The sequence below is a fragment of the Chelatococcus sp. YT9 genome, assembly GCF_018398315.1.
In the GTDB taxonomy this organism is placed as follows: Bacteria; Pseudomonadota; Alphaproteobacteria; order Rhizobiales; family Beijerinckiaceae; genus Chelatococcus.
The window spans coordinates 3,096,950-3,122,554 of the sequence record NZ_JAHBRW010000001.1 but is presented as its reverse complement, the minus strand read 5'-3'; the positions used below and the strand labels follow the sequence as shown (position 1 = coordinate 3,122,554).

The following is a 25,605-nucleotide window of genomic DNA, read 5'->3' as shown; positions in this document are numbered from 1 at the left end:
TATGCCGTTGGAGCAACATCCGTCCGGCGTCATCGCCGTGGTCGTCAAGGGTTACCCGCGTCTCTCCGAAACTTTCATCGCACAGGAAATCCTGGCGCTCGAGGCGCGTGGCCTGCCGCTCGCGATCTGGTCTCTCCGTCACCCGACGGAAAAGGCGGTGCATCCCATGCACAAGAAGATCAAGGCCCGGCCAAACTACTTGCCAGAATATCTCTATCAGGAGCCCCTGCGCGTCGCTGCCGGCTTTCTCTGGGGGCTGCGCCAGCGAACGATCTGGCGCATGCTCGGCACGTTCTGGCGCGACCTGAAGCGCGACATGACCGCGAACCGTGGCCGGCGCCTGGGCCAGGCCTTCGTGCTGGCGCGCGAGCTCCCAGCGCATACCGGCCACCTCCACGTGCACTATCTGCACACCCCAGCCTCGGTTGTGCGCTATGCGGCGCTGCTGCGTGGCCTGACCTTCAGTTTCTCGGCACACGCGAAAGACATCTGGACGACGCCAGACTGGGAGATCCGGGAGAAGATCACAGACAGTGCGTGGGGGGTGACGTGCACGAGGGATGGGCACATCAGACTGTCCGGGCTTTCGCCGTCCGAACCGTCCCGGCCCGGACGTGTCGAGCTCGTCTATCACGGGCTCGATCTCAGCCGCTTCCCGGCGCCGCCGCAACGCCCGCCGCGCGACGGCTCGGATCCGGCGGACCCCGTCCGTATCGTCACCGTCGGGCGCGCCGTCGCCAAGAAGGGCTTCGACGATCTTCTCGCGGCGCTTGCCGCGCTGCCCGACGGTCTGCACTGGCAGTTCGTGCACATCGGTGGCGGTGAACTGCTTGGTGACCTCAAGCAGCAGGCCGCGCGCGAGGGGATAGCGGGGCGCGTAGCGTTCCTGGGCGCCAAGGCACAGCCGGACGTCATCACGATGATGCGTGAGGCGGATCTGTTCGTCTTGCCGGCCAAGGAGGCGAAATCCGGTGATCGCGACGGGCTGCCCAATGTTTTAATGGAAGCGGCCAGCCAGGAGCTCGCGATCGTAGCGAGCGACTTCGCCGGAATCCCCGAATTCCTGCGCGACGGGCGCGAGGGCGTGCTTGTACCGCCCGGTCGCTGGGATCTTCTCGCCAATGCCATCAATCTGCTGGCGCGGGACCCGAAACGTCGCGCGCTTCTTGGGCAGGCCGCGGCGAGCAGGCTTGCGCGGGATTTTTCCATGGATGCCGGGATCGAGCTTCTCGCGGCAAAATTTCGCGCGCAGCTCGGCGACGATCGCGCGCCATCCGTCGATGGGGACGGCACAGGCAAGGCTGAGACGGAACGCGCCCTGGTGGCAGCGCCGACGGAATGAGCGCCATCGCGTTCTATGCTCCCCTCAAGCCGCCGGATCATCCCGTCGCTTCCGGCGACCGTCGGATGGCGCGGCTGCTGCTGAAGGCGCTGGCGCGGGCAGGTTTTGCCCCCCGCGTCGCAACCACCCTGCGCAGCTTCGACGGCGCCGGTGAGCCCGCGCTGCAAAGAGCGTTGCGAGACGCGAGCCTTGCCGAGGCTGATCGACTCGCCGAGGCCTGGAGCGCCCGGCCCACGGCTGACCGGCCGGCTCTCTGGTTCACCTATCACGTCTATTACAAGGCACCCGACTGGATCGGCCCGCGCGTCGCCGCGGCGCTCGGCATTCCCTATGTGGTCGCGGAGGGTTCGCGCGCGTCGAAACGCGCCGATGGCCCATGGCACCTCGGCCACGCAGGCGCGGAGGCGGCGCTTGACACAGCGGCCATCGTTTTCGTGATGAATGAGGCGGATCGCCCTGCCCTCGCCGCGATGAGCCGCGCCGGCCAGCAGCTCATAGCGCTACCCCCCTTCATCGATACGCCACAAGCCGCGAGGGATCGCCGCTCGCGGCGCAGCGAAGATCCTTGCCGCCTCCTCGCCGTGGCGATGATGCGCCATGGCGACAAGCTCGCGAGCTACCGGCTCCTGGCGCAGGCGCTTCGACAGGTGTCCTATCATCTGCCATGGCGTCTGGACGTCGTCGGTGATGGCCCGGCCCGGGCGGAGGTGGAGGCGCTGTTTGCTCCCTTTGGCGAGCGCATCACATTCCACGGCCTGGTGAACGACGAAAACCGCATGGCGGGGTTCTATGCCAATGCGGAGCTCCTCGTCTGGCCGGCCGTCAATGAAGCTTATGGCATGATTTTTCTCGAGGCGGCTGTCCAGGGGTGCCCGGCGATCGCCGGCGCCTACGGCGGTGTGCCGGGGGTGATCCGCGACGGTGAGAGCGGCGTGCTGGTGTCTCCCGGCGATGCCAGCGTCTTTTCCGCGGCTCTCTCCAAGCTGCTTGGAGATCCCGCGCATCGTGCCGCTATGGGGAAAGCCGCTCGCAACTTCGTGCGGAGCGAACGGAGTCTCACCGGCGCAGCCCAGATCCTGCGTCGGTCGCTCGCGCCCCTCATCGCCAATACGTCCGAGAGAACAGGGATAGGATGAAGATCCTCGTCAGCGTCACCCATCTCCTCGGGGTCGGGCATCTCAACCGGGCAGCGGCCATCGCCCGCGCGTTCGCGGCGGCCGGACATGAGGTCACCCTAGCTTCGGGCGGCATGCCCTCGCCCTTGCTCGACAGCACGGGCTTCACGGTCATCCAGCTCCCGCCGGTGCGGGTCGAGGGCACTGCTTTCTCGCATCTTCTCGATGCGTCAGGCGAAGCAGCTTCCCTCGCGCATCTTGAGGCCCGCGCCGCGAAACTGGTAGCGACGCTTCGCGCGCTTCGCCCGGATGTCGTCATCACCGAGCTGTTTCCCTTCGGCCGCAGGGCGCTCGCCGCCGAACATCTCGCTCTGCTCAACGCCGCCCATGCCTTGCGGCCGCGTCCGCTGGTGCTGTCGTCGGCGCGCGACGTGCTGGCCGCCTCACGCCGGCCGGAGCGTATCGCTCAGAGCCATGCGCACCTGCGCGCCTTCTATGACGCGGTGCTGGTGCACGGGGACCCGGCGGTGCTGCCTCTGGAGGCAAGCTGGCCGGTCGATGATGGTGTGGGCGCCCTCCTGCGCTATACGGGCTATATTGACGATGGATCGGCGGCGATCGCGCGGTCGGACGCCATCGACCCTGTCCCTCAGGGCGAAATCCTCGTATCCGGCGGGGGGAGCGCAGCGTCCCTGCCGGTCTATCGTGCCGCGATCGGGGCAGCGGCGATCCTTGCCCGCCACCCCTGGCGACTTCTGGTCGGTGCGGGCGTGAGTGAAGCGGATTTTAAGTCTCTCCTCGAGGCCGCGCCTGACCATCTCACGGTCGAGCGCGCGCGGCGCGACTTTCCCGCCTTGCTCGCCCGTGCGGCAGTCGCCGTCAGCCAGTTCGGCTACAATACCGCGGTCGACCTGCTGCGGGCCGGAACCCGTGCGGTCGTCGTGCCTTTTGAGGACGGCGGCGAGACCGAACAGCGCCTGCGCGCTGAGCGTTTCGCGCGCGAGGGGCTCGTCACGGTGCTGCCGCAGGAGGAGTTGTCCGCGGATCGGCTTGCCGAGACGGTTCGCGCCGCGCTGGCCGGACCACAACCACAGGCCGCATCGATCGACCGGAACGGGCTCAGCCGCACCCTAGACATAGTCGCGGAACTCGCCGCCATGCCCCGTCAGGCGACTACCGCCCGGCTTGCCGCGCCCGGATCCTTCCCAGATACCGCCTCACGCTGGGCCGCCCTGGACGACGCCCTCAGCCGGCGCGCTCATCGCGGCGCAACATTAGATTTCTGGTGGCGCGATGACGACGCCGTCGGGCCAACGGCTGCGCTCGACAAGCTCCTGGCGATGGCCGCAAGGCATGGAATGCCGCTCGCGCTCGCCGTCATTCCCGCGGCCGCGGGCCCCGAGCTCGCGGCACGTCTGAGCGCGGAACCCTCGGTCGACGTGCTCGTTCATGGGTTTGGCCACCGCAATCACGCGCCCGCCGGCGAGAAGAAGGCAGAGTTCGGTGACCATCGGCCGCTCGATGCCGTGCATGCGGAAGCACGGGCCGGACTTGAACGTCTGCGCGCCCTCCTGCCAGCCAAGCTCGTTCCCACCTTCGTGCCGCCGTGGAACCGGATCGCTCCGGGACTGGCTGCGACACTCCCGGAATTGGGATATGCGGGTCTGTCCACCTTCAAGCAGCGGGAGCCGGCAACCGGCCTCGTCATTGCCAATTGCCACTGCGACCCGATCGATTGGCGCGGAAGCCGCAGCCTCCTCGATCCGCAGATCCTCATCAGCCGCCTCGCAAGCGTGATCCTCACCGCGCCGGATGACGAACCCATCGGCCTCCTGACCCATCATCTGGCCCATGATGAAGCGATCTGGCGCTTCTGCGAGGATCTCCTGGGACGTTTGACGGCCTCGGCTATCGTCAGGCCGCTCGCGGCACGCGCCATCTTCACTCCCGCCGATGCTGCCGATCCGGACGCCGGAGCATCGCCATAGTGATGAAAAAAATCGGCAATTAAAACCTGTGCGGAGCACGCGCTCCCGCTGAAGGTTGCGCCAGATCAATTATTTAGTCCGCCAGGCGGACAACTATCAGGTACCAGGGTGGGCAAGGACTGCCCTTTGCGTAAAACGCACGCAAAGTCCGTCTCGATAAAGTGACAGACTCCTGTAATAGATTAGTGTTGATAAGATCGCCGTGGGCGTCGGAGGGGAAGCTGTGGGTGTGATGGATAAGACGGGCAAGCCGCGAAGCGGGCCTTTGCTCGCCGTGCGCGGTCTTGAGGTCACCTTCACCGGTGACCACGCCGCCTTTCGCGCGCTCGATGGTGTGTCCCTGACGATCGAGGCCGGACGCACGGTTGCGCTGGTCGGCGAGTCGGGTTCCGGCAAGTCCGTCACCTCGCAGGCCATTCTCGGCATCCTCCCAAAAACAGGACACGTCACCGCGGGCGAGATCCTGTTCAGGGATCCGGCGCCCCATCACGGTGCCGAGAAGCCGATCGATATCGCACGCCTTGACCCGGAATCGGAAGCCATGCGGGCGCTGCGTGGCGGCCGCATCGCGATGATCTTCCAGGAACCGATGACCTCGCTGTCCCCGGTGCACACGGTCGGTGACCAGGTCAGCGAAGCGGTGATGCTGCATCAGAAGGTCTCCGCCGCGGAAGCGAAGGTCCTGTCCATCGCCGTGTTCGAGCGTGTCGGCTTCCCGAATCCCGAGCGCACCTTCGATACGTATCCTTTCGAGCTCTCCGGCGGCATGCGCCAACGCGCGATGATCGCGATGGCACTGATCTGCCGCCCCGCGCTCCTTATCGCCGACGAGCCGACGACCGCGCTCGACGTGACGACCCAAGCCCAGATCCTTGACCTGATGCGCGAGCTGCAGGCCGAGACCGGCATGGCGATACTCTTGATCACCCACGATCTTGGGATCGTTGCCAATATGGCGGATGACATTGCCGTGATGTACCGCGGCCGAATCGTGGAATCCGGCACACGCGAGGCGTTGTTCCGCGATCCGCAACATCCCTATCTCAAGGCATTGCTGCGCGCGGTGCCGCGCTTCGACATGCCTCCCGGAGAGCGGCTGACGCCGATCCGTGAGGTCGCATCGACCGGCATCATCGAGGCGGCGCCGAAGTTGGCCCGTGCGCAGCCGAAGGGCCCGGTTCTCATCGCCGAGGGCATTGGCAAGACCTACACCCTGCGGAGCGGCTGGTTCTCTGGCCGCACGAAGACCCTGCGCGCCATCGACGAGGTCAGCCTCGCGCTGCCATCGGGAACAACCCTCGGCCTCGTGGGGGAATCCGGCTGCGGGAAGACGACAGTCTCAAAGATCATCATGCGCGCGATCGACCCTGACGGAGGGCGCGTGCTCTTCGACGATGGCAATGGTCCCCGCGATATCAGCAAGTTGGAGGGCGATGATCTCTTCGCCTACCGTCGCGCGATCCAGATCGTCTTTCAGGACCCGTTCTCGTCGCTCAACCCGCGCATGACCGTCTATGAGGCGCTGATAGAGCCGCTCGTTATCCACGGCATCGGGACGAGCGAGGAGCGTTTTGCCAAAGCGAAGATGCTGATGGAGCTCGTCGGCCTCGATAAGCGCTATCTCAGGCGTTACCCTCATTCGTTCTCAGGCGGGCAGCGCCAGCGCATCGGCATTGCCCGGGCTCTTGCCCTGTCGCCGCGGGTGCTCGTGCTGGACGAGCCCGTATCAGCGCTCGACGTCTCGGTGCAGGCGCAAATCCTCAATCTGTTGAAGGACCTCCAGAGCGCTCTCGGCCTCTCCTACCTGTTCGTCTCCCACAACCTGGCAGTCGTCGACTATCTCGCCGACACCATCGCCGTGATGTGCCGGGGCCATATCGTCGAGGAGGCGCCGAAAGCATCGCTGTTCCGCAACCCGGCCCACCCCTATACCCGCGCTCTTCTCGCGGCCGTGCCCAGCCCAGACCTTGACCATCCCCTCGATTTCAACGCCCTGCGCTCGGACCGCTTCTCGGATCCGGAGAAGTGGCCGGAACCTTTCCGGCTCGCGCCGGGCGTCGCGAGCACGATGCGCGAGATCGAACCGGGCCATCGCGTTCGGATGAACCTGACCGGTGAAAGGAGGGCTGCATGACACGCCTACCTCCCTGCCTCAACCGCCCCCTGACCCGCCGCGCATTCGCAAGGGCGGGTCTCGGCGCGGCCAGCCTCGCCCTTCTTGCGCGTGGCGCGCAGGCCCAGTCGGCCCTTGGCCCCTCCACCATGCCCCTGCCCAGCCATTGGGTGGAGACACCCTTCTTTCAGAAACTGGTGGAAGAGGGCAAGCTGCCGCCGATCGCCGATCGCCTGCCGCAACAGCCCCTCGTTGTGGATCTCAAGGCCCGGGGCCGGGAGATCGGAAAGCAGGGCGGCGACATCATCACGCTCGCGGCGCGGGCGCGCGACCTGCGTTACTTCTCGGCGATCGCTTATAATCGCCTGGTCGGCTATGACGAGAAGCTCGTCCTGCGCCCGGATATTCTGGAATCCGTCGACAACCAGGATGACCGTGTCATCACATTGCACCTGCGGCGCGGTCACCGCTGGTCGGACGGACATCCGTTCACGGCCGAAGATTTCCGCTACTGGTGGGAGGATGCCGCGCTGAACAAGGCGCTCTTCCCGGCCGGTCCCCCGATCTTCATGATGATCGACGGCCAGCTGCCGACGTTCACGGTCGTCGATGAAGTCACTGTGCGCTACGAATGGCATAGGCCGAACCCGCGCTTCCTGCCGACACTGGCGCTGCCGCGCGATCCTATGATCTACCGGCCTGCGCATTACATGAAGCAGTTCCACAGCAGATACTCCGATGCGGAAGCACTTGCGCAGGCAGCCGCCCGCGCCAAGCTCAAATCTTGGGCTGCGTTGCACAACCGTATGGACGACATGTTCGAGAACTCGAACCCGGACATTCCGACGCTTGGCCCGTGGAAGATCATGAATGCGAGCCCGGCGACGCGTTTTGTCTTCCAGCGCAATCCTTATTATCATCGGGTCGATGAGGCGGGACAGCAACTTCCTTACACGGACAAGGTCATCGTCGACATCGCCTCGGCTGGCCTGTTCCCGGCCAAGGCCAATGCGGGCGAAGTCGATTTCCTGGCGCGCGGCCTGTCCATGCCCGACATCCCCGTGTTGAAGGAAGGCGAGAAGGCGCAGGGCTACCGCACGCTCCTCTGGCCCATCGCGCGGGGATCCCAGGTCGCGCTCTACCCCAATCTGACCGTTTCCGATCCAGTCTGGCGTAAGCTCAATCGCGACGTGCGCTTCCGCAGGGCATTGTCACTCGGCATCGACCGTCACACGATCAACAACGCGATCTTCTTCGGATTGGGCCAGGAGGGCAACAATACGGTCCGTGAAGGCTCCGCGATGTTCGAGCCGGATTTTCGCACCCGTTACGGCATCTACGATCCCGAGGCCGCCAACGCGCTGCTCGACGAGATCGGCCTCACGGAACGCCGCGGCGACGGCACGCGCCTGCTGTCGGACGGGCGGCCGCTCGAAATCGTCGTCGAAGTCGACGGCGAAGGTGGGATGACGGTGGACACGCTCCAGCTTCTCGTTGAGTTCTGGCGCGAGATCGGCGTGGGGCTCTTCATCAAGCCGCAGGACATCAACGTGCTGCGCAACCGCGCCTATGCCGGATTGCCGGTGATGGTGGCGGGATTTGGTCTCGACAACGCTATACCGACCGCGGAAATGCTGCCGTCGGAACTAGCCCCCATCTTCCAGGATAATTTCGCTTGGCCGAAATGGGGACAATATATCGAGACCAAAGGCAAAAACGGTGAGGCTTGCGACGTCCAGGAAGCCCAACGGCTGCTGACGCTTTACATAACTTGGCTCAGCACCGCCGACGAGGCTGAACAGGCCAAGATCTGGAAGGAGATGCTGTCGAACCACGCTGATCAGCAATGGTCGATCGGCACGGTGGCCGATGCGCTGCAGCCAATCATCCTCCGTGACGGCCTCAAGAATTTTCCTGTAAAGGCGCTGTATAGCTGGGACCCGACATCGCTGGTCGGCATCTATCGCGTTGACGAAGTGTATTGGGACAAAGCGGAGCGTCGAGTGGCGCAGGCATTATGATCGTCTTTCTTACGAAGCGCTTCGCCACGATGGTAGGGACGCTACTGCTCATCAGTGCGTTGACCTTTTTCATCATCAAACTGCCCCCGGGCGATTTCCTGTCGAACCAGATCGCCGAGCTGCGCTCCCAGGGCGACGCGGGGGCAGCGGCGCGCGCCGACTTCCTGATCAAGCAATATGGTCTCGACCGCCCCGTCTGGGAGCAATACCTCGTCTGGATGGGCGCGATGCCGGGGAGCAACGGCTACTCCGGATTGCTGCAGGGTGACTGGGGATGGTCTTTTGAATATGACAAGCCGGTCAACGAGGTTGTCGGTGACGCACTCTGGCTGACATTGTTGCTGAACCTGGCAACGGTCGCCTTCGTTCATATCGTCGCCATTCCCATCGCGATTTATTCAGCGAGACGGCAGTATTCCCTCGGCGACTATGCTTTCACGCTGCTCGGCTATATTGGGCTCGCCATGCCGAGCTTCCTGCTCGCGCTGATACTGCTTTATTATATGAACCGGTGGTTTGGAATATCCATCGGCGGCCTCTATGACTCACGTTATGCCAACGAGCCTTGGACGCCGGACAAGATCAAGTCCCTGCTCCAGCACCTCATCGTGCCGACGCTGGTCATCGGACTGTCTGGAACCGCGGCGATGATCCGGCGCATGCGCGCCAATCTGCTCGACGAGTTGAGCAAGCAGTATTACGTGACCGCCAAGGCCAAAGGCTTGCCGCCGACCAAAGCTCTGCTGAAATATCCCTTCCGCATGGCGCTCAACCCCTTCGTGTCTGATATCGGCAATCTCCTGCCGCACCTCGTGTCCGGCTCGGTGCTCGTGTCTCTGGTGATGAGCCTGCCGACCGTCGGCCCGATCCTGCTCGCCGCGCTCAAGTCCCAGGACCAGTTCCTTGCCGGCTTCATTCTCATGTTCGTCGCCGTGCTGACCGTCGTGGGCATGCTGATTTCGGATCTGTTGCTTGCGTGGCTCGATCCGCGCATCCGGCTCGGACAACGATAACATGCGGGCTACAATGATGTGCGCATCGCGAGGTAGACGATGACGATGACCCGTGATGCAGGGGCAAGTGCGACAGCGCATTTCGTCGACAAGGCTCCCTTCGAGCCTGGCCTGAGCGATCCCGGCACTGGCGAGGATGAACGCTTCTATCAGGCCTCCTCGCTCAAGCTGATCTGGTGGAAGTTCAAGCGCCATCGGCTCGCGGTCGCTTCGGCGATCCTGCTTTTGTTCTTCTATCTCAGCATCCCTTTCGTGGAGCTGATCGCGCCCTACGGACAAAACCAGCGCAACGGCAATTTCCTCTATGCGCCGCCGCAAGGCGTCCATCTCTTCCACGAGGGCAGCTTCGTCGGTCCGTTCGTCTATCCTTATTCCTTCACATTCAATCTCGACACTTTCACCCGAGACTATGTTGTCGATCGCACAAAGCCGCAGCCGCTGCGCTTCTTTTGCCGGGGTGAGCGTTACAGCTTCTGGGGCTTGTTTGACGCGCGCGCGCATCTCGTCTGCCCACCCGAGGGAGGAACCTTTTTCCTGCTAGGCACAGACAGGCTCGGCCGGGATATCTTCTCCCGCATCATCTATGGCGGGCGCATATCATTGACGGTCGGCATCGTCGGCATTGCCGTGTCCTTCGCGCTCGGCCTGTTTTTTGGAGGCATCGCAGGGTACCTCGGCGGATGGGTGGACAATGTCGTGCAACGCATGATCGAGATCCTGCGATCGCTTCCCGAACTGCCGCTGTGGCTCGCCTTGTCGGCTGCCTTGCCTGCGAACTGGAGCCCGCTTCTCGTCTTCTTCGGCATCACCATCATCCTGGGACTACTCGACTGGCCCGGACTGGCGCGTGCCGTGCGCTCCAAGCTGCTGGCCCTGCGCGAGGAGGAATACGTGCGCGCGGCTGTGCTGATGGGCGCCTCCCGGCGACGCATCATCGCGCGTCATCTCATCCCTAATTTCATGAGCCATCTGATCGCTTCTGCGACCCTATCCATACCGTCGATGATCTTGGGTGAGACAGCGCTGTCGTTCCTCGGCCTCGGACTGCGGCCGCCCATCACGAGCTGGGGCGTTCTGCTCAACGAGGCGCAGAACCTGGCCGCCGTCAATCTTCAGCCTTGGCTCCTGTGGCCGATCCTGCCGGTCGTGCTGGTCGTTCTCGCCTTCAACTTCATGGGTGATGGGCTTCGGGACGCGGCGGACCCCTATCACTGAACGCCACGCCCTTACAAAAGAAGCCCGCCGTGGCGGCGGGCTTCCTGTTCAGACTGGAGATTATCGAATGTTCAGAGCAGCAGCTGATCCAACGGGGAGCTGCTGCTTGTCGCAACTTATCGTGCCGGGGCAGCGGGGGCGCCAGGTGCAGCGGGGCCCCCGGGTGCCGCAGGAGTCGCAGGCCTCGTGGATCCCGTTGTCATCGTATCGGTGTTATCGTCCGCGCGCTTGAACTCCGGGGCGTTCTGCAAATCAGCCTTGCTGACCCGGATCATGATCTTCGGCGTGTTCGCCGCATTGCCGTCCGGGGTCATCTGCAGCGCCGTCATCGGAACGGCGACGTTCTTCTGGCCCAAGCCCAGGAAACCACCGACCCCGACCACAACGCCTTCGACAGCACCCGTCTTGGCAATCAGCAGATCTTCGATCTCGCCAATCGACGCATCCTCGTTGCCCACCACAGAGGCGCCGATAAGCTTGGAACCCAGCAACTGGTTATCGGTCTGCTGCGAAATATAGGTCACAGCGCCCGCTCCAGGCGCGGCCGGCGCGCTCGTCGTGGCGTTAGGAACCATCGGAGCTGCAGGCGCCGCTGCGGGCGGGTTGCTACCCGGTGCCGTCGTGGAAGGGTTGGTGGCGTTTTGAGCAAGAGCTGGACCGGCAGCCACAGCCGCCAGCAGTGCCGTAGCAAGCGTTACGCGCTTCATCATCATTGCTACCTCTCCTTCTGTCAAATTGATCGTCTTGCAAGGAAAACGACAAAAATCATCGATGGTTCCCTGCGATGCATCGGAGCCAAACAAAAATCTACTCGCACTTTACAACAGGGATAATTTCCCATTCACCTCGTCGCGGCGCGATTGCAGCAGAACTACTTAAAGCCTCGCTTACGCTCAGTCGGAATCCTAAGCGTTGCTTTTCGGGACGGCGATCACAGGGCTCTTACAGTTCAGGCACAGGCGAAGTAATGAAGAGGCATGTTGGACGCTGCTTTCGGCAAACTCCGTTCGATCCCCTTTGAGGGAAGGTCTGCGCTGTTGTGCATGCCGGCGCTGATCATCACCTTGGCCTTTGGCGTGCTGAGCGGTGAGGTGATCGCCGCGAGCATCCTCACCGGAGGAGCCCTGGCGGTCGGTTTTGGCTCCGTGCATGCCTTCACGGACTATCGCTGGGCCCCCATGCTCCTCGCTGCGATAGGAATAGCCGTTTCGACATTCGTCGGCTCGCAGGTTGGCAATCATGAGCTGCTCTTCATCCTGACCGCGGTCCTGTGGGCCGCGGCTTGCGCGATATTCGCAACGATCGAGTTCGGCGCCTGGTGGATCATCCTGCAGTGGTCAATCGCGTTGTTTGTGGCCGGATATTTCCCTGCCGATATCGCGGGAGCCGCGAGCCGCGCCGGCCTTGTCTTCGCGGGCGGGCTTCTGCAGTTCTGTCTCGTGCTGATAGGTTGGAGGGTCAGCGGCGGTCCGCCGCCATCCGGTGCTCACCATAGCATCAGGCGTATCCGCAAGAGCTTGCGGCTGGCGCGTCATGGCCGGCTGCCAACCGTGCGTCATGCGGCGCGCGCCGGACTGTCGGTCGCCATTGCCCTCGCCGTCGTGCATTGGATGGGCTTGCCTTACGGTTACTGGGCAGCGATGACAGCCTTCATCGTCCTGCGCCCGCAGCTGCGGGCCACGCGGACACGCGGCATCGAGCGTCTCGTCGGCACGCTGGTGGGCGCCGGGCTTGCAACAGTGATCAGCCTGATGCAGCTGCCCGATGTGGTCATGCTGGTCCTTACAGTGGTGACGGCCTGGCTTGCCTATGGTCTTCAGCGCAGTCGCTACATCCTTTTCACTGTGGCCATCACCGCGACCATCGTCTTCGTGCTGACGCTGGAACATCAACCGGGACCTCTGGCAGCCCTCCATCGGCTGTTCGCGACCGCGCTGGGTGGGACGATCGCGCTGACGATCGCCTTCATCACCAGCCCGAGAAACTGGCCACTGCCGCTGCAACGCTATGTCAGCGTGCCGTCTGGCTTCTACCGCGGCGCCCTCGCGCAGAGAGAAGCCGCGGTGCGGGAGAACGCGACAAAAGCGCCACGCTTATCCGCGACGAGAGACGATGCTCCATGAAGGGTCCGCCATTCTGCTTGACTTTTGGAACCATTCGCACCAGTTCAATGGCGCCGGTGTGGGCGCTATGCCATCGGCAGCGTGAGTGACGACGCCATCGTCGCCCGCCGACAGTCCACACCTCACCGAACAGCCCAATCACGCGGGGCGTTCATGTCCCGCGCTCGCGACCTGCAGCCCGTCGGCTGGCAGTGTCGGCGTGTTGTTTTGGAAAGACTATCGATTGACGACGTTCAAAGACTTGGGCCTTGCCCAGCCTCTACTCAAGGCCTTAGAAGACGAAGGCTACCACACCCCGACACCCATCCAGGCACAGAGCATTCCCCATCTCCTCGAAGGCCATGATCTTCTCGGCATCGCCCAGACGGGCACCGGCAAGACCGCCGCCTTCGCTCTACCCATCCTGAACAGGCTCGCAGCCAACAAGCAGCCGCGCCGACGCCATGCCTGCCGGGCGCTCGTGCTAAGCCCGACGCGCGAGCTCGCCAGCCAGATCGCCGACAGCTTCCGCACCTACGGCAAGCACCTCGGTCTCACGATCGCGGTATGTTTCGGAGGCGTTGGCATCCGTCCCCAGGCCATGCAGCTCGCACAGGGCGTGGATGTGCTCGTCGCGACACCCGGACGGCTGATCGACCATCTCGACGGGCGTGCGGTCAATCTCGCAAGCGTCGAGGTCTTCGTCCTCGATGAAGCCGACCAGATGCTTGACATGGGCTTCATCCACGCGATCCGTCGGATACTTCCCGGCTTGCCCAAGACCCGGCAGAACCTGTTCTTCTCCGCGACCATGCCGAAGGAGATCGGTGCGCTTGCGGCCGAGTTCCTGAAGGACCCCGTCAAGGTCTCGGTGACACCCGTCGCCACCACGGCCGAGCGTGTCGAGCAGCAGGTGATCTTCGTCGAGGCGGCGCACAAGCGCAATCTGCTCGCGAAGACGCTGCGCGAGGTGGTCAAGGGCCGCACGCTCGTCTTCGCGCGCACCAAGCATGGCGCCGATCGTATCGTGAGGCATCTGGAGCAGGACGGTGTCCGCTCTGCGGCCATCCACGGCAACAAGAGCCAGGGACAGCGTGAAAAGGCCCTGGCCGAGTTTCGCTCCGGCCGCACGCCGATCCTTGTGGCGACAGATATCGCAGCGCGCGGAATCGACGTTGATGGCGTGACTCACGTCATCAATTTCGACCTGCCGAATGTGCCGGAATCCTATGTTCACCGCATCGGCCGCACGGCCCGCGCAGGCGCCGAAGGGTCCGCGATCTCGTTCTGTGACGCCGAGGAACGCGCTTACCTGCGCGACATCGAGAAGCTGACGCGCCAGAAGATCCCAGCCACCGATGGCCGCGCCGACCAGTCGACGCCGCTGGAGCTTTTCTCGGCAAAGCCCCAGACCAAGCGTCAGGGCGGCAATGGCGGCAACAATGGTGGTCGCGGCCGACCGCAGAATGCCCATGGTGGTCATCACGGAGGCCGCAGCAGCCATGGCGGCGAAGGCCGTGGCGCGGAGAACCGCAATCACGCCGGCCACGGGGTATCCCAGCCGCATGGGCACGGAGACCGCCGCGGGCACGGACATGGTGCGGGCGGCGAGGCCCACCGCGGCAGCGGCCATGAGCGGCACAGCGGAAACGGCCAGGGCGGCTTCGCCAACCGGTCCGGCGGTCGTGACGGGGGCCCCAACGGCGCGCCGGCCGGCCGCCCGCGCCGTCCGCGCTACAAAGGCCCCGCGTCGCGCAGCGCCCAGTCGTAGAGCACTACGCCGATCGATTGGCGCGCCGATCTCTCCCTCTCAGGGAGGGTGGCGCCGCACGCGCCGGGTTGGGTCCACCTGACCCGTCCCGACGGAAGAAGGCAACGCGTGCTGCCAGGGGACACGGTCTCCTGCCGCGCCTCCACCCGGTCTCGCTCGCGCGAGGCCACCCTCCCTGCGGGGAGGAAGAACGCGACGGCTCCCTCGTGTCATTCCCGGCCCTATATGCCGGGGATCCCGATCGGAAAGACCGAGACCCACTGATCGGGATGGCCGGGCAAGCCCGGCCAATGACGGTAGAGTTCACCGCTTCAATAAGAGCGGAATTGGCTTGGGCTAAGCACCTCCACCCCGGGGCTCCGTGAGGACGCCGCGCAAGACGGCGAAGATGCGGTCGTCCCGCGTCTGCGAGACGTTGAACCTCAGGAATCCGGTCGCGGATTGCGACAGGCTGAACGCGTTCCCCGGTGCCAGCACGACATTCCTCGCCAGGGCCGCGCGCGCGACCTCGGCCGCGTCCAGGCCCTCCGGCAAACGCGCCCATAGGAACATGCCGGCTTGCGGTTCTATCCACGGGATGATGTCGAGTTCTCTCAGTTTCGTCGCAACCTCGAACCTCGCCCTTGCGAGGCGGCTACGCAGGCCTTCCACATGCTTGCGATAGCTGCCATCGCTCAAAACGCGCAGAACCAATTCGGCATTGAGCCGCCCGCCGCCGAACGACGTGGCAATCTTGAGATCGGTCAAACCCTCGATCCAGTCTCGTCGTGTCGCGACAAAGCCGCACCGTGCCGATGCGGACAGCGTCTTTGAGAAACTGCCGATATGGATAACGCGGTCCAGCCCGTCGAAGGCCGCAAGGCGCGGTGCTGGCGTATGCTCGAAATCGGCGAAGATGTCATCCTCGATGATTGTCAAAGCGAATTGATCAGCGAGCTTCAACACCTTGTGGGCGACCATGGGCGACAGCATGGCGCCCGTCGGATTATGGATCGCCGAATTGGTGATGTAGAGCCGCGGCCGGTGCTCGGCGAGCGCCTGGGCGAAGAGTTCGATATCCGGGCCCAAGGGCGTATAGGGCACGCTGACAATCCGCGCCCGGTGCGCCCGCAAGAGCGCATGGAAGTTGAAGTAGCAGGGGTCATCGACCAGCACCGTATCGCCTGGTTCAATGAGGAAGCGACATAAGAGATCGATCGCCTGGGTCCCGGAATCAGCCAGCATGACCTGGTCCGGAGAGGCCTCTATGCCGTGCTCTGCCATGCGACGCACAATCAGCTGGCGCAGCGGCTTGAGGCCAAGCGGCGGACTGTAATCGGCCAAGGCCGTATTCTCCGCGCGGGAGAGCGAGCGCAGGGCGCGCCTGAGGCTCTCCTCGGGAAGCCACGCTGGCGGGAGCCACCCGCAGCCCGGCGTGAGACCGTCGCCCCCCGCTTCGAGCGACTGCCTTGAAATCCAGAAGGGATCGACTGCGCGGTCAAGCTTCGGGCCGATTTCAGCAAGGGATAGCGGCGCCGTCTGGCTAGCGACATAGAAGCCTGACCCAGGCCTTGGGTGGATCACACCCTCGGCCACCAGGCGCTCGTAGGCATCAACAACTGTCGACGCTGAGACCTTCAATGTTCCCGCAAGTCCCCGGATCGAGGGCAACTTCGCGCCCGGTGTCAAGCTGCGTGCGGCGATGCGCTGCCGGATCGTCGCCATCACCATTGCCACCCGCGTGAGCCCTGCTGCGCGCTCGTCCATCCGTACTGGGTCTCCTGCCATAACAGTTTGTCCAAACCGTACTGGATTGTCGCTGGCGGCGCCAGTGCCGAGAACCGATAAGGGTCCGGTAATCGAGAGAGTTCAGGATGGACCGAACGGCGCGTGGATGGATCAATGGGCTCGTTGGCGTGGTGATTTTCAGCGGGTCGCTGCCTGCCACCCGCGTGGCGGTGATGCAGTTCGATCCTGTTTTCCTGACAGTTGCCCGGGCGGCCATCGCTGGCGTTCTGGCGCTCTGTCTGCTGATCATTTTCAAGGAGCGGCGTCCCTCGCGGGAGGATCTGATCTCCCTCGCCATAGTCGCCGTTGGCGTCGTGGTCGGCTTCCCGCTGCTCACCGCCCTTGCGCTGCAGCATGTGACATCGGCCCATTCGATCGTGTTCGTCGGCCTTCTGCCGCTCGCCACGGCGATCTTTGCTGTCATCCGAGGGGGTGAGCGGCCAAAGCCGGCGTTCTGGATTTTCTCGATCTTGGGCAGTGCCGTTGTCGCAGGCTTTGCCGCCACACAGGGCATCGCCGCCTCGCCCGTGGGAGATCTGCTCATGCTGGCGGCGATCATCGTTTGCGGACTTGGCTATGCGGAAGGCGCGAAGTTATCCCGCAGACTCGGCGGCTGGCAGGTGATCTCCTGGGCGCTCGCATTGTCGCTGCCGATCATGATTGTGCTGGCGATCATCTATGTGCCACCGACCCTGTCCGGCATAGAAGGCCCTGCATGGCTCGGGCTGGCCTATGTGTCACTGTTCAGCATGTTGATCGGCTTCGTCTTCTGGTATCGAGGACTGGCGCAGGGCGGCATAGCCGCTGTAGGCCAGTTGCAGCTCCTGCAGCCGTTCTTCGGCCTGGCGCTCGCCGCCACGCTTCTGCACGAGCCGGTGAGCGGGATGATGCTCGTGGTGACAATCGCGGTGATCCTGTGCGTGGCTGGTGCGCGCAAGTTCGCCAGATGAAGCAAGTCCGTCTGTTGCGGATTTGCTGTGCTTAAAGGGTGACAAGCCAGTCGAGGGGCAAGCCGATGTACGTGCCACCTGCATTCCGTGAAGATGATCCGGTGGAACTGCGCCATATCATGCGGGAGGCCCGCCTCTCTACGCTCGTGACCGCGACCTCCGAGGGCCTGATCGCGACCCCGCTGCCCCTCATTCTCGATGAGAGCGAAGGGGAATATGGCGTGCTTCATGGCCATCTCGCCAAGGCCAACCCCCAGTGGAAATTGCCCGCCAGCGGTGAAGCGCTCGTCATCTTCTCAGGGCCGGACGCTTATGTGACACCCTCCTGGTATCCCTCGAAGCAGGAGCACGGCAAAGTCGTGCCGACCTGGAACTATGTGGCGGTGCACGCCTACGGACAGCCCGAGTTCTTTGATGACGAAACGCGACTGCTCGAGGCGGTCACGCGCCTCACGAACCTCCACGAGCAGCGTCGCGCCGTGCCCTGGAGCGTGACGGACGCGCCGGAAGCCTTCATCAAGGCGCAGCTTAAGGGGATCGTCGGCCTCCGGCTCCCGATCAGCCGCATCGAAGGCAAGCGCAAGATGAGCCAGAACCGGAACGCCGACGATCGCGAGGGCGTGGCGGAAGGCCTGCGCTCCAGCAGCGATGCGGGCGAGCAGGCTGTCTCAAAGCTCATTCCGCGTCACCGCTAACCGGCGTTCGCGCGGGTGGTTACTCCAACCGCACCGTTACACTGTCGCTCGCGCCTTTGGCGTCGATGACCGAGACATGCGCGAAGCCTTGCCCATCCGGCTGCCAGCTTGTCTGGCGTCGCAGGATCGCCTCAGACACGGGGGCGCCGTTCACCAGCCAAGTCAGCGGCAGCACGCCGCCACTCGCTTTCAGCGATAGCGCGGAAACCTCGTCGGCATTCGCGCGCAAGCCTAGGTCAACGCGCGCGCCATTAGGCGGATAAGCAATACGCAGGGGTGCGGTCGCGGTCGCAGCGATCGTCTTCGGCTGGTCCTGCCGCAAATGGCGCAGCGGCGGCGGTAGCGTGGCGGTCGAGGCGAACAGGACATTGGGCGGCGCCGGGATCGGCTCCGGCGCACGATCAAGCCGCGCGAATGCATCGAACAGGACGGGCGCCGCGGTGCTGCGCGCAACGAGCCCGGATACGGAGGCCCCGTCCGGCCGCCCCAGCCACACGGCGATGGTGGTCAGCCGGTCGAACCCGATGGCCCAGGCATCGCGGTAGCCGTAGGATGTCCCGGTCTTGAAGGCGATACGACCAGGAACCGCGTTGTCCGGCGGCGGCGCACCGCGCAGGATGTCGGCGACATACCACGCGGCGACCGGCGTCGTCAGCGGCTGGTCACGCCGTGCCTCCGCCGGCCGGTCGAGACGACGCACAAGCGGAGGCATTTCGCCACCCCGGGCGAGCCCGGCATAGAGACGTGCCATGTCGGTGAGCCGGATGCCAAGACCACCGAGGGCGACCGCAAGGCCCGGCGGGCCGGTCTCGTCCTTAGGCAGGACGATGTCGGCACCGGCGCTGCGCAAGCGCGCGAGGAACTTCACCGAGCCCAGCACATCGAGCAATTCCACCGCCGGCATGTTGAGCGATTGTTGAAGGGCGCGGCGCGCCGTCACCGTTCCCTGGAAGGCGAGATCGAAATTCTCGGGCGCATAGGTTCCGAAGCGGACACGACGGTCATCCAGCACGGTCTCCGGATGCGCAATGCCGTTGTCGAAGGCGAAGGCATAGATGAAGGGCTTAAGGGCGGAGCCGGGCGAGCGTATGGCGAGCGTGGCGTCCACGGAACCGGCGCGGTCCCGCGAGAAATAATCGGGCGCGCCAACCTGCGCGCGGATTTCTCCCGTCGCATTGTCAATGGCGATAATTGCGGCGGAAACGCCGGTGCCGACGCGCTCGGCGCTCTCGCGCGCCAGGCCCTCGAGGCTGCGTTGCAGGCGGCCGTCGATGGTGAGGCGAATGGTCCTGGCTTCGGGATCGTCGCGGACGGCCTGTTCCGCGGCATGGGCCGCAAGCATGGGCAGCGGCTGGCGCGTCTCGGGGATCGGCGCCCGCTCGGCAGCCTCGGCCTCGGCCTCGGAAATGAACCCCGCTTCCAGCGCGCGGGCCAGCACACGCGAACGAGCCGCACGTGCCGCCTCCGGGAAGCGATCCGGCCGGCGCGTCTCGGGTGATTGCGGCAGCGCGACCAAGAGCGCCCGCTCGGCAAGCGACAGACGTTTGGGCTCCTTGGCGAAATAAGCGAAGCTCGCCGCCCTGAGGCCTTCCAGATTGCCGCCATAGGGCGCAAGGCTGAGATAGAGCGACAAGATCTCGCTTTTGGCCAAGCGACGCTCGAGTTCGACGGCGCGGACGGCCTGTCTCAACTTGGCATCGAGCGTGCGTTCCGCACGCGGCTCGAGCAGCCGTGCGACCTGCATCGTCAATGTCGAAGCGCCGGACACGACCCGGCCGTTCCAGACAAGCTGCCCAACCGCCCGGACCAGCGCGAGACCATCGATGCCGGGGTGGCTCTCGAAACGCTTGTCTTCATAAAGCGTCAGCAACGCCAAAAAGCGCGGATCGACCTCCTCGGTCTTCACCGGGAGACGCCAACGACCCTCCTTGGTCGTGAAAGCCCGCAACAGGCGGCCGTCGCGATCGCGCACCTCCGTCGACCTGAGATCCGCGACCGACAGATCGAGGGGTCCCAGCGCAACGACATAATGCCAGAGCAGGGCGGCGCCCGCGACAAACCCGGCAGCCGCGAGGCCGCCGAGGCCAAAGATGAGGGGACGAAGATGCCGACGCATGGCGCTCACCGCACCGCCGTAACCTCGACTTTGCCGAAATCGCCCCGCCCGAACCGCTCTGGCCTGTACATGTCCTCGACGAGGGCGGGCGGATGGATGTAGCTGCCTGGCGACACCGCACGCACCATATAGGCCACGGTGAAGAAGGCTGCCTTGCTACCATCCCGGTCGAAAGCCGCGACGAAACGATCGTCGCGATACTCGGTATGGCTCGGCTCCACGTCACGCTTCAGCCAGTCGAGCCCTGCGACAGAACCGGAATCCACCAGATTGGGATTGTCGATCTCAAATCCGGCTGGCAGATAGTCGACGAGCAGAAGACGCGCGAAGGCGGCTTCCGTCTCGGTCACCTTGAGCGTTACGACGAGACGGTCGTTCTGGTTCACGCGGGTGGCATCCACCTGGGTGCCGTCGAGCTTGTAATAGTTGCGCTCGATCCGATAGCCCTGGGACGCGGCCGGCTCCGGGGTCGAGGGATTGCCCGCGACGCTGACGACCATCTGCAAGGGGGTGGAACCCGCGTTGGCTACGGTGAAGCCCGCGCCCTCGAGCGCGTCCGCGCGGAGGTTGCGGTATAGCGCGCCGGAATGCGCCGCTCCATTGACCGCAAGGCGGATGCCTTCGGCACGCTTGGTGAGCGCTTCGGCTGCCAGCACCATCCAGGCTTCTTCCTGGGTCGAGATATAGCTGCGCTTGGCGCGCGCATCTTCGACCACCCGGCCAACCGCCATGATGTCCAGCGCTTGCGCACCGGCTTCCGCCGCCAATGTCAAGACAGCCGCGCCGTCGCGCAGCCGCGAGCCGTAGTCCGGACGCGAGGTGGGTTTATCGGCCACAACGCCGAGCGCGGACACGGCCGTCGTGAAGGCCGTCTGGGCCCGTCCACGATCGCCGAGGAGCGCCAGCGCCGCAGCAATCTGGCTTTGCGCGAGCGGCGAGCCGAAGTCCTTGATACGGACGTCCGCGAGATAACGCAGGTCGCCCATCACTGAGCGGCCATTGCGCGCGAGGACATAGACCGCATAGGCAAGGCCTTCGCCAGAACCGCTCGTAAAGTCCTGATTGGCGACGTAGTTGCGCAGCCGGTCCAGCGCCAGATCGAAACCGATCTGCGGCACCACGAAGCCCCCCTCGCGGGCCCGCGTCAAGAAGTCGGTGACGTAGGAATCGAGCCAGATGTCATCCCCGCCCACGCCCCACAGCCCGAACGAGCCGTTTGAATCCTGGCGCGCCAGCACACGTTCGATCGACGTGCGTATGCGCTCATCCAGATTCGTGTCAGTCGGCAGTGCATTCGCGGCGGACAGCGCGTTGACATAGAGCAGCGGCAACGCGCGGCTCACGGTTTGTTCCGTGCAGCCGTAAGGGAAGCGATCAAGCGAGGCGAGGAGCGCTGGCACATCGAGCGCTGTCATTGGCGAGACGCTGATCGAGGCCAGGCCCGTGCCTGGCAGAAGGTCCGCGAACAGGTCAGGCGTCAGGCGCACGGATGCCTGCGCGGGCAGCGGCCGTACAGTCCTGTTGATCAGAGGCGGACGCCCTGGCTGCACACCGATCCGGAACGTCTGCGGACCGTCGAAACCGGGGCCTGTCAGGCGTGCCTCGATCGTTGCTATGCCGACGCTCGCGCCAGTGATGGGGATGGAGAGGCTCTGCCGGGCGCCTTTGGCAAGCTGCAGGCTGCGCTCACGCTGGCTGGCAGGGATGGCAACGGGGCCGTTCGCGCTGAGGGTGAGCTTGTAGGCGCCCGCCTCGCCTTCGACATTGTTGATATCGATGGCAAAACGCGAGTTGTCCCCGATGTTGAGGAAGCGCGGCAGGGTCCCCACCATCACGACGGGATCGCGCACGATGACATCGGCGCTGGCCTGCCCGACGCGGCTCTTGGTCCAGGCCGTCGCCATGACACGGAGCGTGCCGTTGAAATCCGGGATATCGAACGCGACCTCGGCCGTGCCGTCGGCCCCGACCTCGACAACGCCCGAATAGAGGGAGACCGGCTCCTGCGCGGGCGGCGAACCGAAGGTCTCGGAGGCTCCGCCATCACCACCGGACCGGATGGCGCCGCGCGTGCCCTGCATACCGTCGATCAGGAAGCCGTAGAGATCGCGGATCTCAGCGCCGAGTTGCCGCTGGCCGAAGAAATAATCGCCGGGGCGCGGCGCGGCATAACGCGTAAGATTGAGAATGCCGACGTCGACAGCCGCCACCGTCACATAGGCTTTCTCGCCCGCCACTGCGCCGGCCACCTTGATCGGCAGGCGCAGCGTCTCGCGGGGTCGCATGGCGGCGGGAGCGCCGAGATCGACGTTCAGGCTGCGCGCGGCCGCGTCCACCGAGAACCATGCAAGCCCCAACGCCCGGCCCGGCATACGCTTGGCCGCTTCATCGAGCGGCCTGTGTGCGAAGGCGACGAGATAAGCGCCCGCGCCCCAATCCGTACCAACCGGCAGCTTCACTGTGGTGCCGTCCGGCGTGACGTCGACGAGCCGCTCTTCCAGCACATGGTCGCTGACGACAGCGACGGTCGCCTTGCCGGCAAAACGGGGGCGCATCGTCACTGTCATCTCGTCGCCGCTGTTGAAGGCGGCCTTGTCGAGTGTCACGTCCAGCCGGTCGGGCGAATCCGCCGTCTGCTCGCCACCCCAGCCAACGCTGAAGGTGACGCTGGTGGGCTGCACGTCAGGCTGAGTGGAGGTGAGTTCCAGGCGGTAGGTTCCCCAACCAACGGGCGTCGCTATCCGCCCCGCAGACCCTGCCGCCACATTCACACGGCCGTCCGCCATCCGGCGCGTGCGCGTCACCGTCTCATAGGACCAGCGGCCGTCGTTGTTGTACCACTGGTAGTCGCGGTCCAAACGATAGAGATTCCATTGCACGCCGCCGGACAGGCGCTCGCCGGTCGGAGTCGCCATCACAACATCGAAGGACGCGGTGCCACCCTCGGCCAGTTCCGTGAACAGCTTGCGCGCGCCAATGACATTGCCCTCCGGCAGGATCGGCAGCGTCACGCTGCGCTCCACCGCTCGACCGCCGGTCTCGCCGACACGCAGCGTGATCTTCGCCTCGACCGGACGTGGCGCGGTGATTTCGCCGATCGGCACCTCAACCACCACGCGCCCCTGCGCGTTCGTGGTGAAATGTTGCTCGATCTCGGTCGTCACCGCGGTGAACTCTTCGTCGGCAAGGCCGATCGTGAAGCCCTCAAGTCCAGGAATTGCCGGTGTCTCGCTGGCCGTGACCGAAACTTCGCCGCTCACATCAAGATCAGCGCCCGGCGCGCCATAGAGATAGCGTGCATCGACAGCGATGCTGGCGGGTTCGCCGGCCGCAAGCGCTTTCTGGCTCGGCGTCAGGGTCACGTCGATCCGCTCAGGCACGTAATCTTCCACGAGGAAGCTGGTCTCGCCGATAGCCTGCCCCTTGGGATCGGCAAAGGCCTGCAGACGCCAAGTGCCGCGCATCGCGCCCCCCAGAATCGGCAGCGACCACGCGCGCCCTCCCTCACCCTGGTCAGCCACCAACGAACGGCGGTATTCAACGCCATCGGGACGCCGTGCCACCAGCGTCACCGGCAGGTTGGGTGCGGCTACGCCCTTGCCGTCACGCAGCAGCGCCGTGACATAAACGGTCTCGCCGGTGCGATAGACACCCCGCTCGGTGAACACCATCGCGTCGAGCGCACCGGCCGCGCGCCGGCCCTTCACACCGCGATCACTGAGATCGAACGGGCTCTGGCCGAGGTCGAGGAAATTGTAGTCCCCTGCGGCAGTTGACGCGACGACGAGGCCGGGTGCCTGGCCGCCCGTACCGCGCGCGAGCCCTGCGGGGAAGCGCACGCGGCCCTGCGTGTCGCTCTTCTCTATCGCCAGGACATCATTATTGCGGGCGAGCAATCGGACCTCGACGCCGTCGAGCGGGGCGGCGCTGCCAAGCGAGCGCAGCATAATATCCATGCCGCCATTGCCGGAGATGGCAGTCATGCCCAGATCCGACACCACGAACCACTGGGTCGCCTTCAGCTCATAGTCGCCGTCACCCTTCGGACCGCCGGAGGCGGACGCCGTCATGAGATAGACGCCGGGCTCCAGCTTGTTGCCGAGCGCTTCCATGACGGGGAAGGCCGTGATGACATCCTTGTTGAGCGTATTGGCGACGTCGAGAGTGCCGCGCCAGACCCGCTGGCCCTTGTCGTCCGCATAGCTATCGGCGGTGTAGCGGCTGATCTGACTGAGAAAGTCATCCGAACGGACGGTCGGCAGCAGAGAACGGTCGCCGACACGCAGCACTTCGATATCAATCTTCGCGGTGTTTACGGAAACGACCGGAATGCCCTGCTGGCCAGTCCGCGGGAGGACATAGTTGCGGCCGGTGAAGCGCACCTGCGGACTGCGATCCTTCACGTAGAGCTCGTAGTCAGCATTCTTTTGCAGCACCTCGCCATCGATCGCCGAAGGCAGGCCGCGGCGGATGACGACGGCATAGCGCTCGCCATGCTTCAGCCCATCCACGCAAATCTGGTTCCCCTCGCCCGTGACGGCCGCATTCGCTGCCCCGGTGATGGCGACATAGGGCGTGAAGTCAACCTTGCCTTGCTGCAGGGGCTCCGAGAACTGGAAGCAGGCGCGCGGCGTCGCCGAATCCGAATCCGTCGAGTAGTCGACCAGGCGGAAGCCGTGGGCCGCGACGAGATTGTCATAGATGCTGCGGCGGGCCGGAACATCCGCGGATGCCAGGCTCGACCGGTAGGTGTCGATCGCCGCGCGCCACTGACGATATTGCGCGAACAGCGCGCCCAGATCGGCCAGCGCGGTACCTTCCTGAGCGGCGGTGGTGGCCTTCTGGTAAGCGGCATAGGCCGCCCCCAAGGCGCGCCGTCGATAGTCCTGGTTCTCCGAATAATTGGCGCCCTTGGCCTGCGCCGCTGCGGCGGAATAGCCAAGCCATGCCGCGACATTGTTGGGCTGGAGGGCGATGAGATTCCCATAGAGCGCGAGCGCGCGCACGCTATCTCCCCGGCCGAGCGCAGCCTGGGCGTCCTGGCGCAGGCGGTCGGGCTGCGGCGGGCGGGGTGCCTGGGCACCCGGCGGGACCGTCGGCGCCGAGGTCGCGGGCGGCGCGACCTCCCGCTTGATCTCAGCCTCGAGGCGGACGGCGGAGCTTGCGAGATCGTCCCGGTTATAGGTCTTGCGGGCGGGCGCTGGCGCCGGCTGCGGTGCCGGTGCGGTCACCGCTGGCGGATTGACCGGCCGGGAGGGAGGGGCTGCCTGCGCAAATGCCTGGCCCGCGGGAGCACATGCAAGTCCGAGCGCCACGATCAGACCAGCCAGCCCGGTTTTACCAAGCCCATCCTGGAACGATGTCGTCATATGAGGCTCCCCTGCATCAGGGCCGGTG

General features: G+C 64.8%; 15 protein-coding genes. 11 read left to right on the top strand and 4 right to left on the bottom strand.

The features are described from left to right. Nucleotide 1: 1 nt before the first annotated feature. The 7 genes from KIO76_RS14280 (at nt 2) to KIO76_RS14250 (ending at nt 10,807) form a co-directional block, all read left to right on the top strand. Nucleotides 2-1,342 (top strand): glycosyltransferase family 4 protein, encoded by a 1,341-nt coding sequence (locus KIO76_RS14280; RefSeq protein WP_213323889.1) that lies wholly within the window; start codon nt 2-4, stop codon nt 1,340-1,342. Beyond that, nucleotides 1,339-2,478, top strand: coding sequence for a glycosyltransferase family 4 protein (locus tag KIO76_RS14275; protein ID WP_213323888.1), 1,140 nt, complete (start codon nt 1,339-1,341; stop codon nt 2,476-2,478). Before KIO76_RS14280 ends, KIO76_RS14275 begins: the two co-directional genes overlap by 4 nt. Then, nucleotides 2,475-4,445: a glycosyltransferase gene (locus tag KIO76_RS14270; protein ID WP_213323887.1), complete on the top strand. Its 1,971-nt coding sequence runs from the start codon at nt 2,475-2,477 to the stop codon at nt 4,443-4,445. The genes KIO76_RS14275 and KIO76_RS14270 overlap by 4 nt, the downstream gene beginning before the upstream one ends. Before the next feature lie 232 nt (nt 4,446-4,677). After that, on the top strand, nt 4,678-6,579 hold the full coding sequence (locus KIO76_RS14265; protein WP_213323886.1) for an ABC transporter ATP-binding protein: 1,902 nt from the start codon (nt 4,678-4,680) through the stop codon (nt 6,577-6,579). Beyond that, on the top strand, nt 6,576-8,579 hold the full coding sequence (locus KIO76_RS14260; protein WP_249729600.1) for an ABC transporter substrate-binding protein: 2,004 nt from the start codon (nt 6,576-6,578) through the stop codon (nt 8,577-8,579). The genes KIO76_RS14265 and KIO76_RS14260 overlap by 4 nt, the downstream gene beginning before the upstream one ends. Then, nucleotides 8,576-9,592, top strand: a complete 1,017-nt coding sequence (locus KIO76_RS14255; RefSeq protein WP_213323885.1) for an ABC transporter permease — start codon at nt 8,576-8,578, stop codon at nt 9,590-9,592. Before KIO76_RS14260 ends, KIO76_RS14255 begins: the two co-directional genes overlap by 4 nt. Nucleotides 9,593-9,637: 45 nt before the next feature. Continuing rightward, nucleotides 9,638-10,807 carry an ABC transporter permease gene (locus tag KIO76_RS14250; protein ID WP_213325265.1) on the top strand — a complete coding sequence of 390 codons (1,170 nt, stop codon included), beginning with the start codon at nt 9,638-9,640 and terminating at the stop codon, nt 10,805-10,807. 116 nt (nt 10,808-10,923) lie between these two features. Here the strand turns inward: KIO76_RS14250 and KIO76_RS14245 are convergent, their stop codons facing one another. Beyond that, nucleotides 10,924-11,520 carry a PRC-barrel domain-containing protein gene (locus KIO76_RS14245; protein WP_213323884.1) on the bottom strand — a complete coding sequence of 199 codons (597 nt, stop codon included), beginning with the start codon at nt 11,518-11,520 and terminating at the stop codon, nt 10,924-10,926. Nucleotides 11,521-11,784: 264 nt separating this feature from the next. On the opposite strand from KIO76_RS14245, the gene KIO76_RS14240 reads away from it, so the two are divergent. Together KIO76_RS14240 and KIO76_RS14235 are read left to right on the top strand one after the other, a co-directional pair. Then, nucleotides 11,785-12,930: an FUSC family protein gene (locus KIO76_RS14240; RefSeq protein ID WP_213323883.1), complete on the top strand. Its 1,146-nt coding sequence runs from the start codon at nt 11,785-11,787 to the stop codon at nt 12,928-12,930. 223 nt (nt 12,931-13,153) lie between these two features. Beyond that, a complete protein-coding gene (locus KIO76_RS14235; RefSeq protein WP_213323882.1) occupies nt 13,154-14,680 on the top strand; it encodes a DEAD/DEAH box helicase in 1,527 nt (508 codons plus the stop codon). Nucleotides 14,681-15,016: 336 nt separating this feature from the next. Here KIO76_RS14235 and KIO76_RS14230 read toward each other — a convergent pair whose 3' ends face one another. Continuing rightward, nucleotides 15,017-16,426, bottom strand: coding sequence for an aminotransferase-like domain-containing protein (locus tag KIO76_RS14230; protein WP_213323881.1), 1,410 nt, complete (start codon nt 16,424-16,426; stop codon nt 15,017-15,019). Nucleotides 16,427-16,533: 107 nt separating this feature from the next. Here KIO76_RS14230 and KIO76_RS14225 point away from each other — a divergent pair, with 107 nt between their 5' ends. Then, complete coding sequence (locus KIO76_RS14225) at nt 16,534-17,397, top strand: DMT family transporter (RefSeq protein WP_213323880.1); 864 nt, start codon at nt 16,534-16,536, stop codon at nt 17,395-17,397. A 65-nt stretch (nt 17,398-17,462) separates the two neighbouring features. Next, entirely contained in the window at nt 17,463-18,092 is a 630-nt protein-coding gene (locus KIO76_RS14220) for an FMN-binding negative transcriptional regulator (RefSeq protein WP_213323879.1), read from the top strand. Between the two features lie 19 nt (nt 18,093-18,111). Here the strand turns inward: KIO76_RS14220 and pbpC are convergent, their stop codons facing one another. Both pbpC and KIO76_RS14210 read right to left on the bottom strand, forming a co-directional pair. Next, nucleotides 18,112-20,208, bottom strand: a complete 2,097-nt coding sequence (pbpC, locus tag KIO76_RS14215) for a penicillin-binding protein 1C (RefSeq protein ID WP_213323878.1) — start codon at nt 20,206-20,208, stop codon at nt 18,112-18,114. A 5-nt stretch (nt 20,209-20,213) separates the two neighbouring features. Next, entirely contained in the window at nt 20,214-25,577 is a 5,364-nt protein-coding gene (locus KIO76_RS14210) for an alpha-2-macroglobulin family protein (RefSeq protein WP_213323877.1), read from the bottom strand. Nucleotides 25,578-25,605 lie beyond the last annotated feature (28 nt).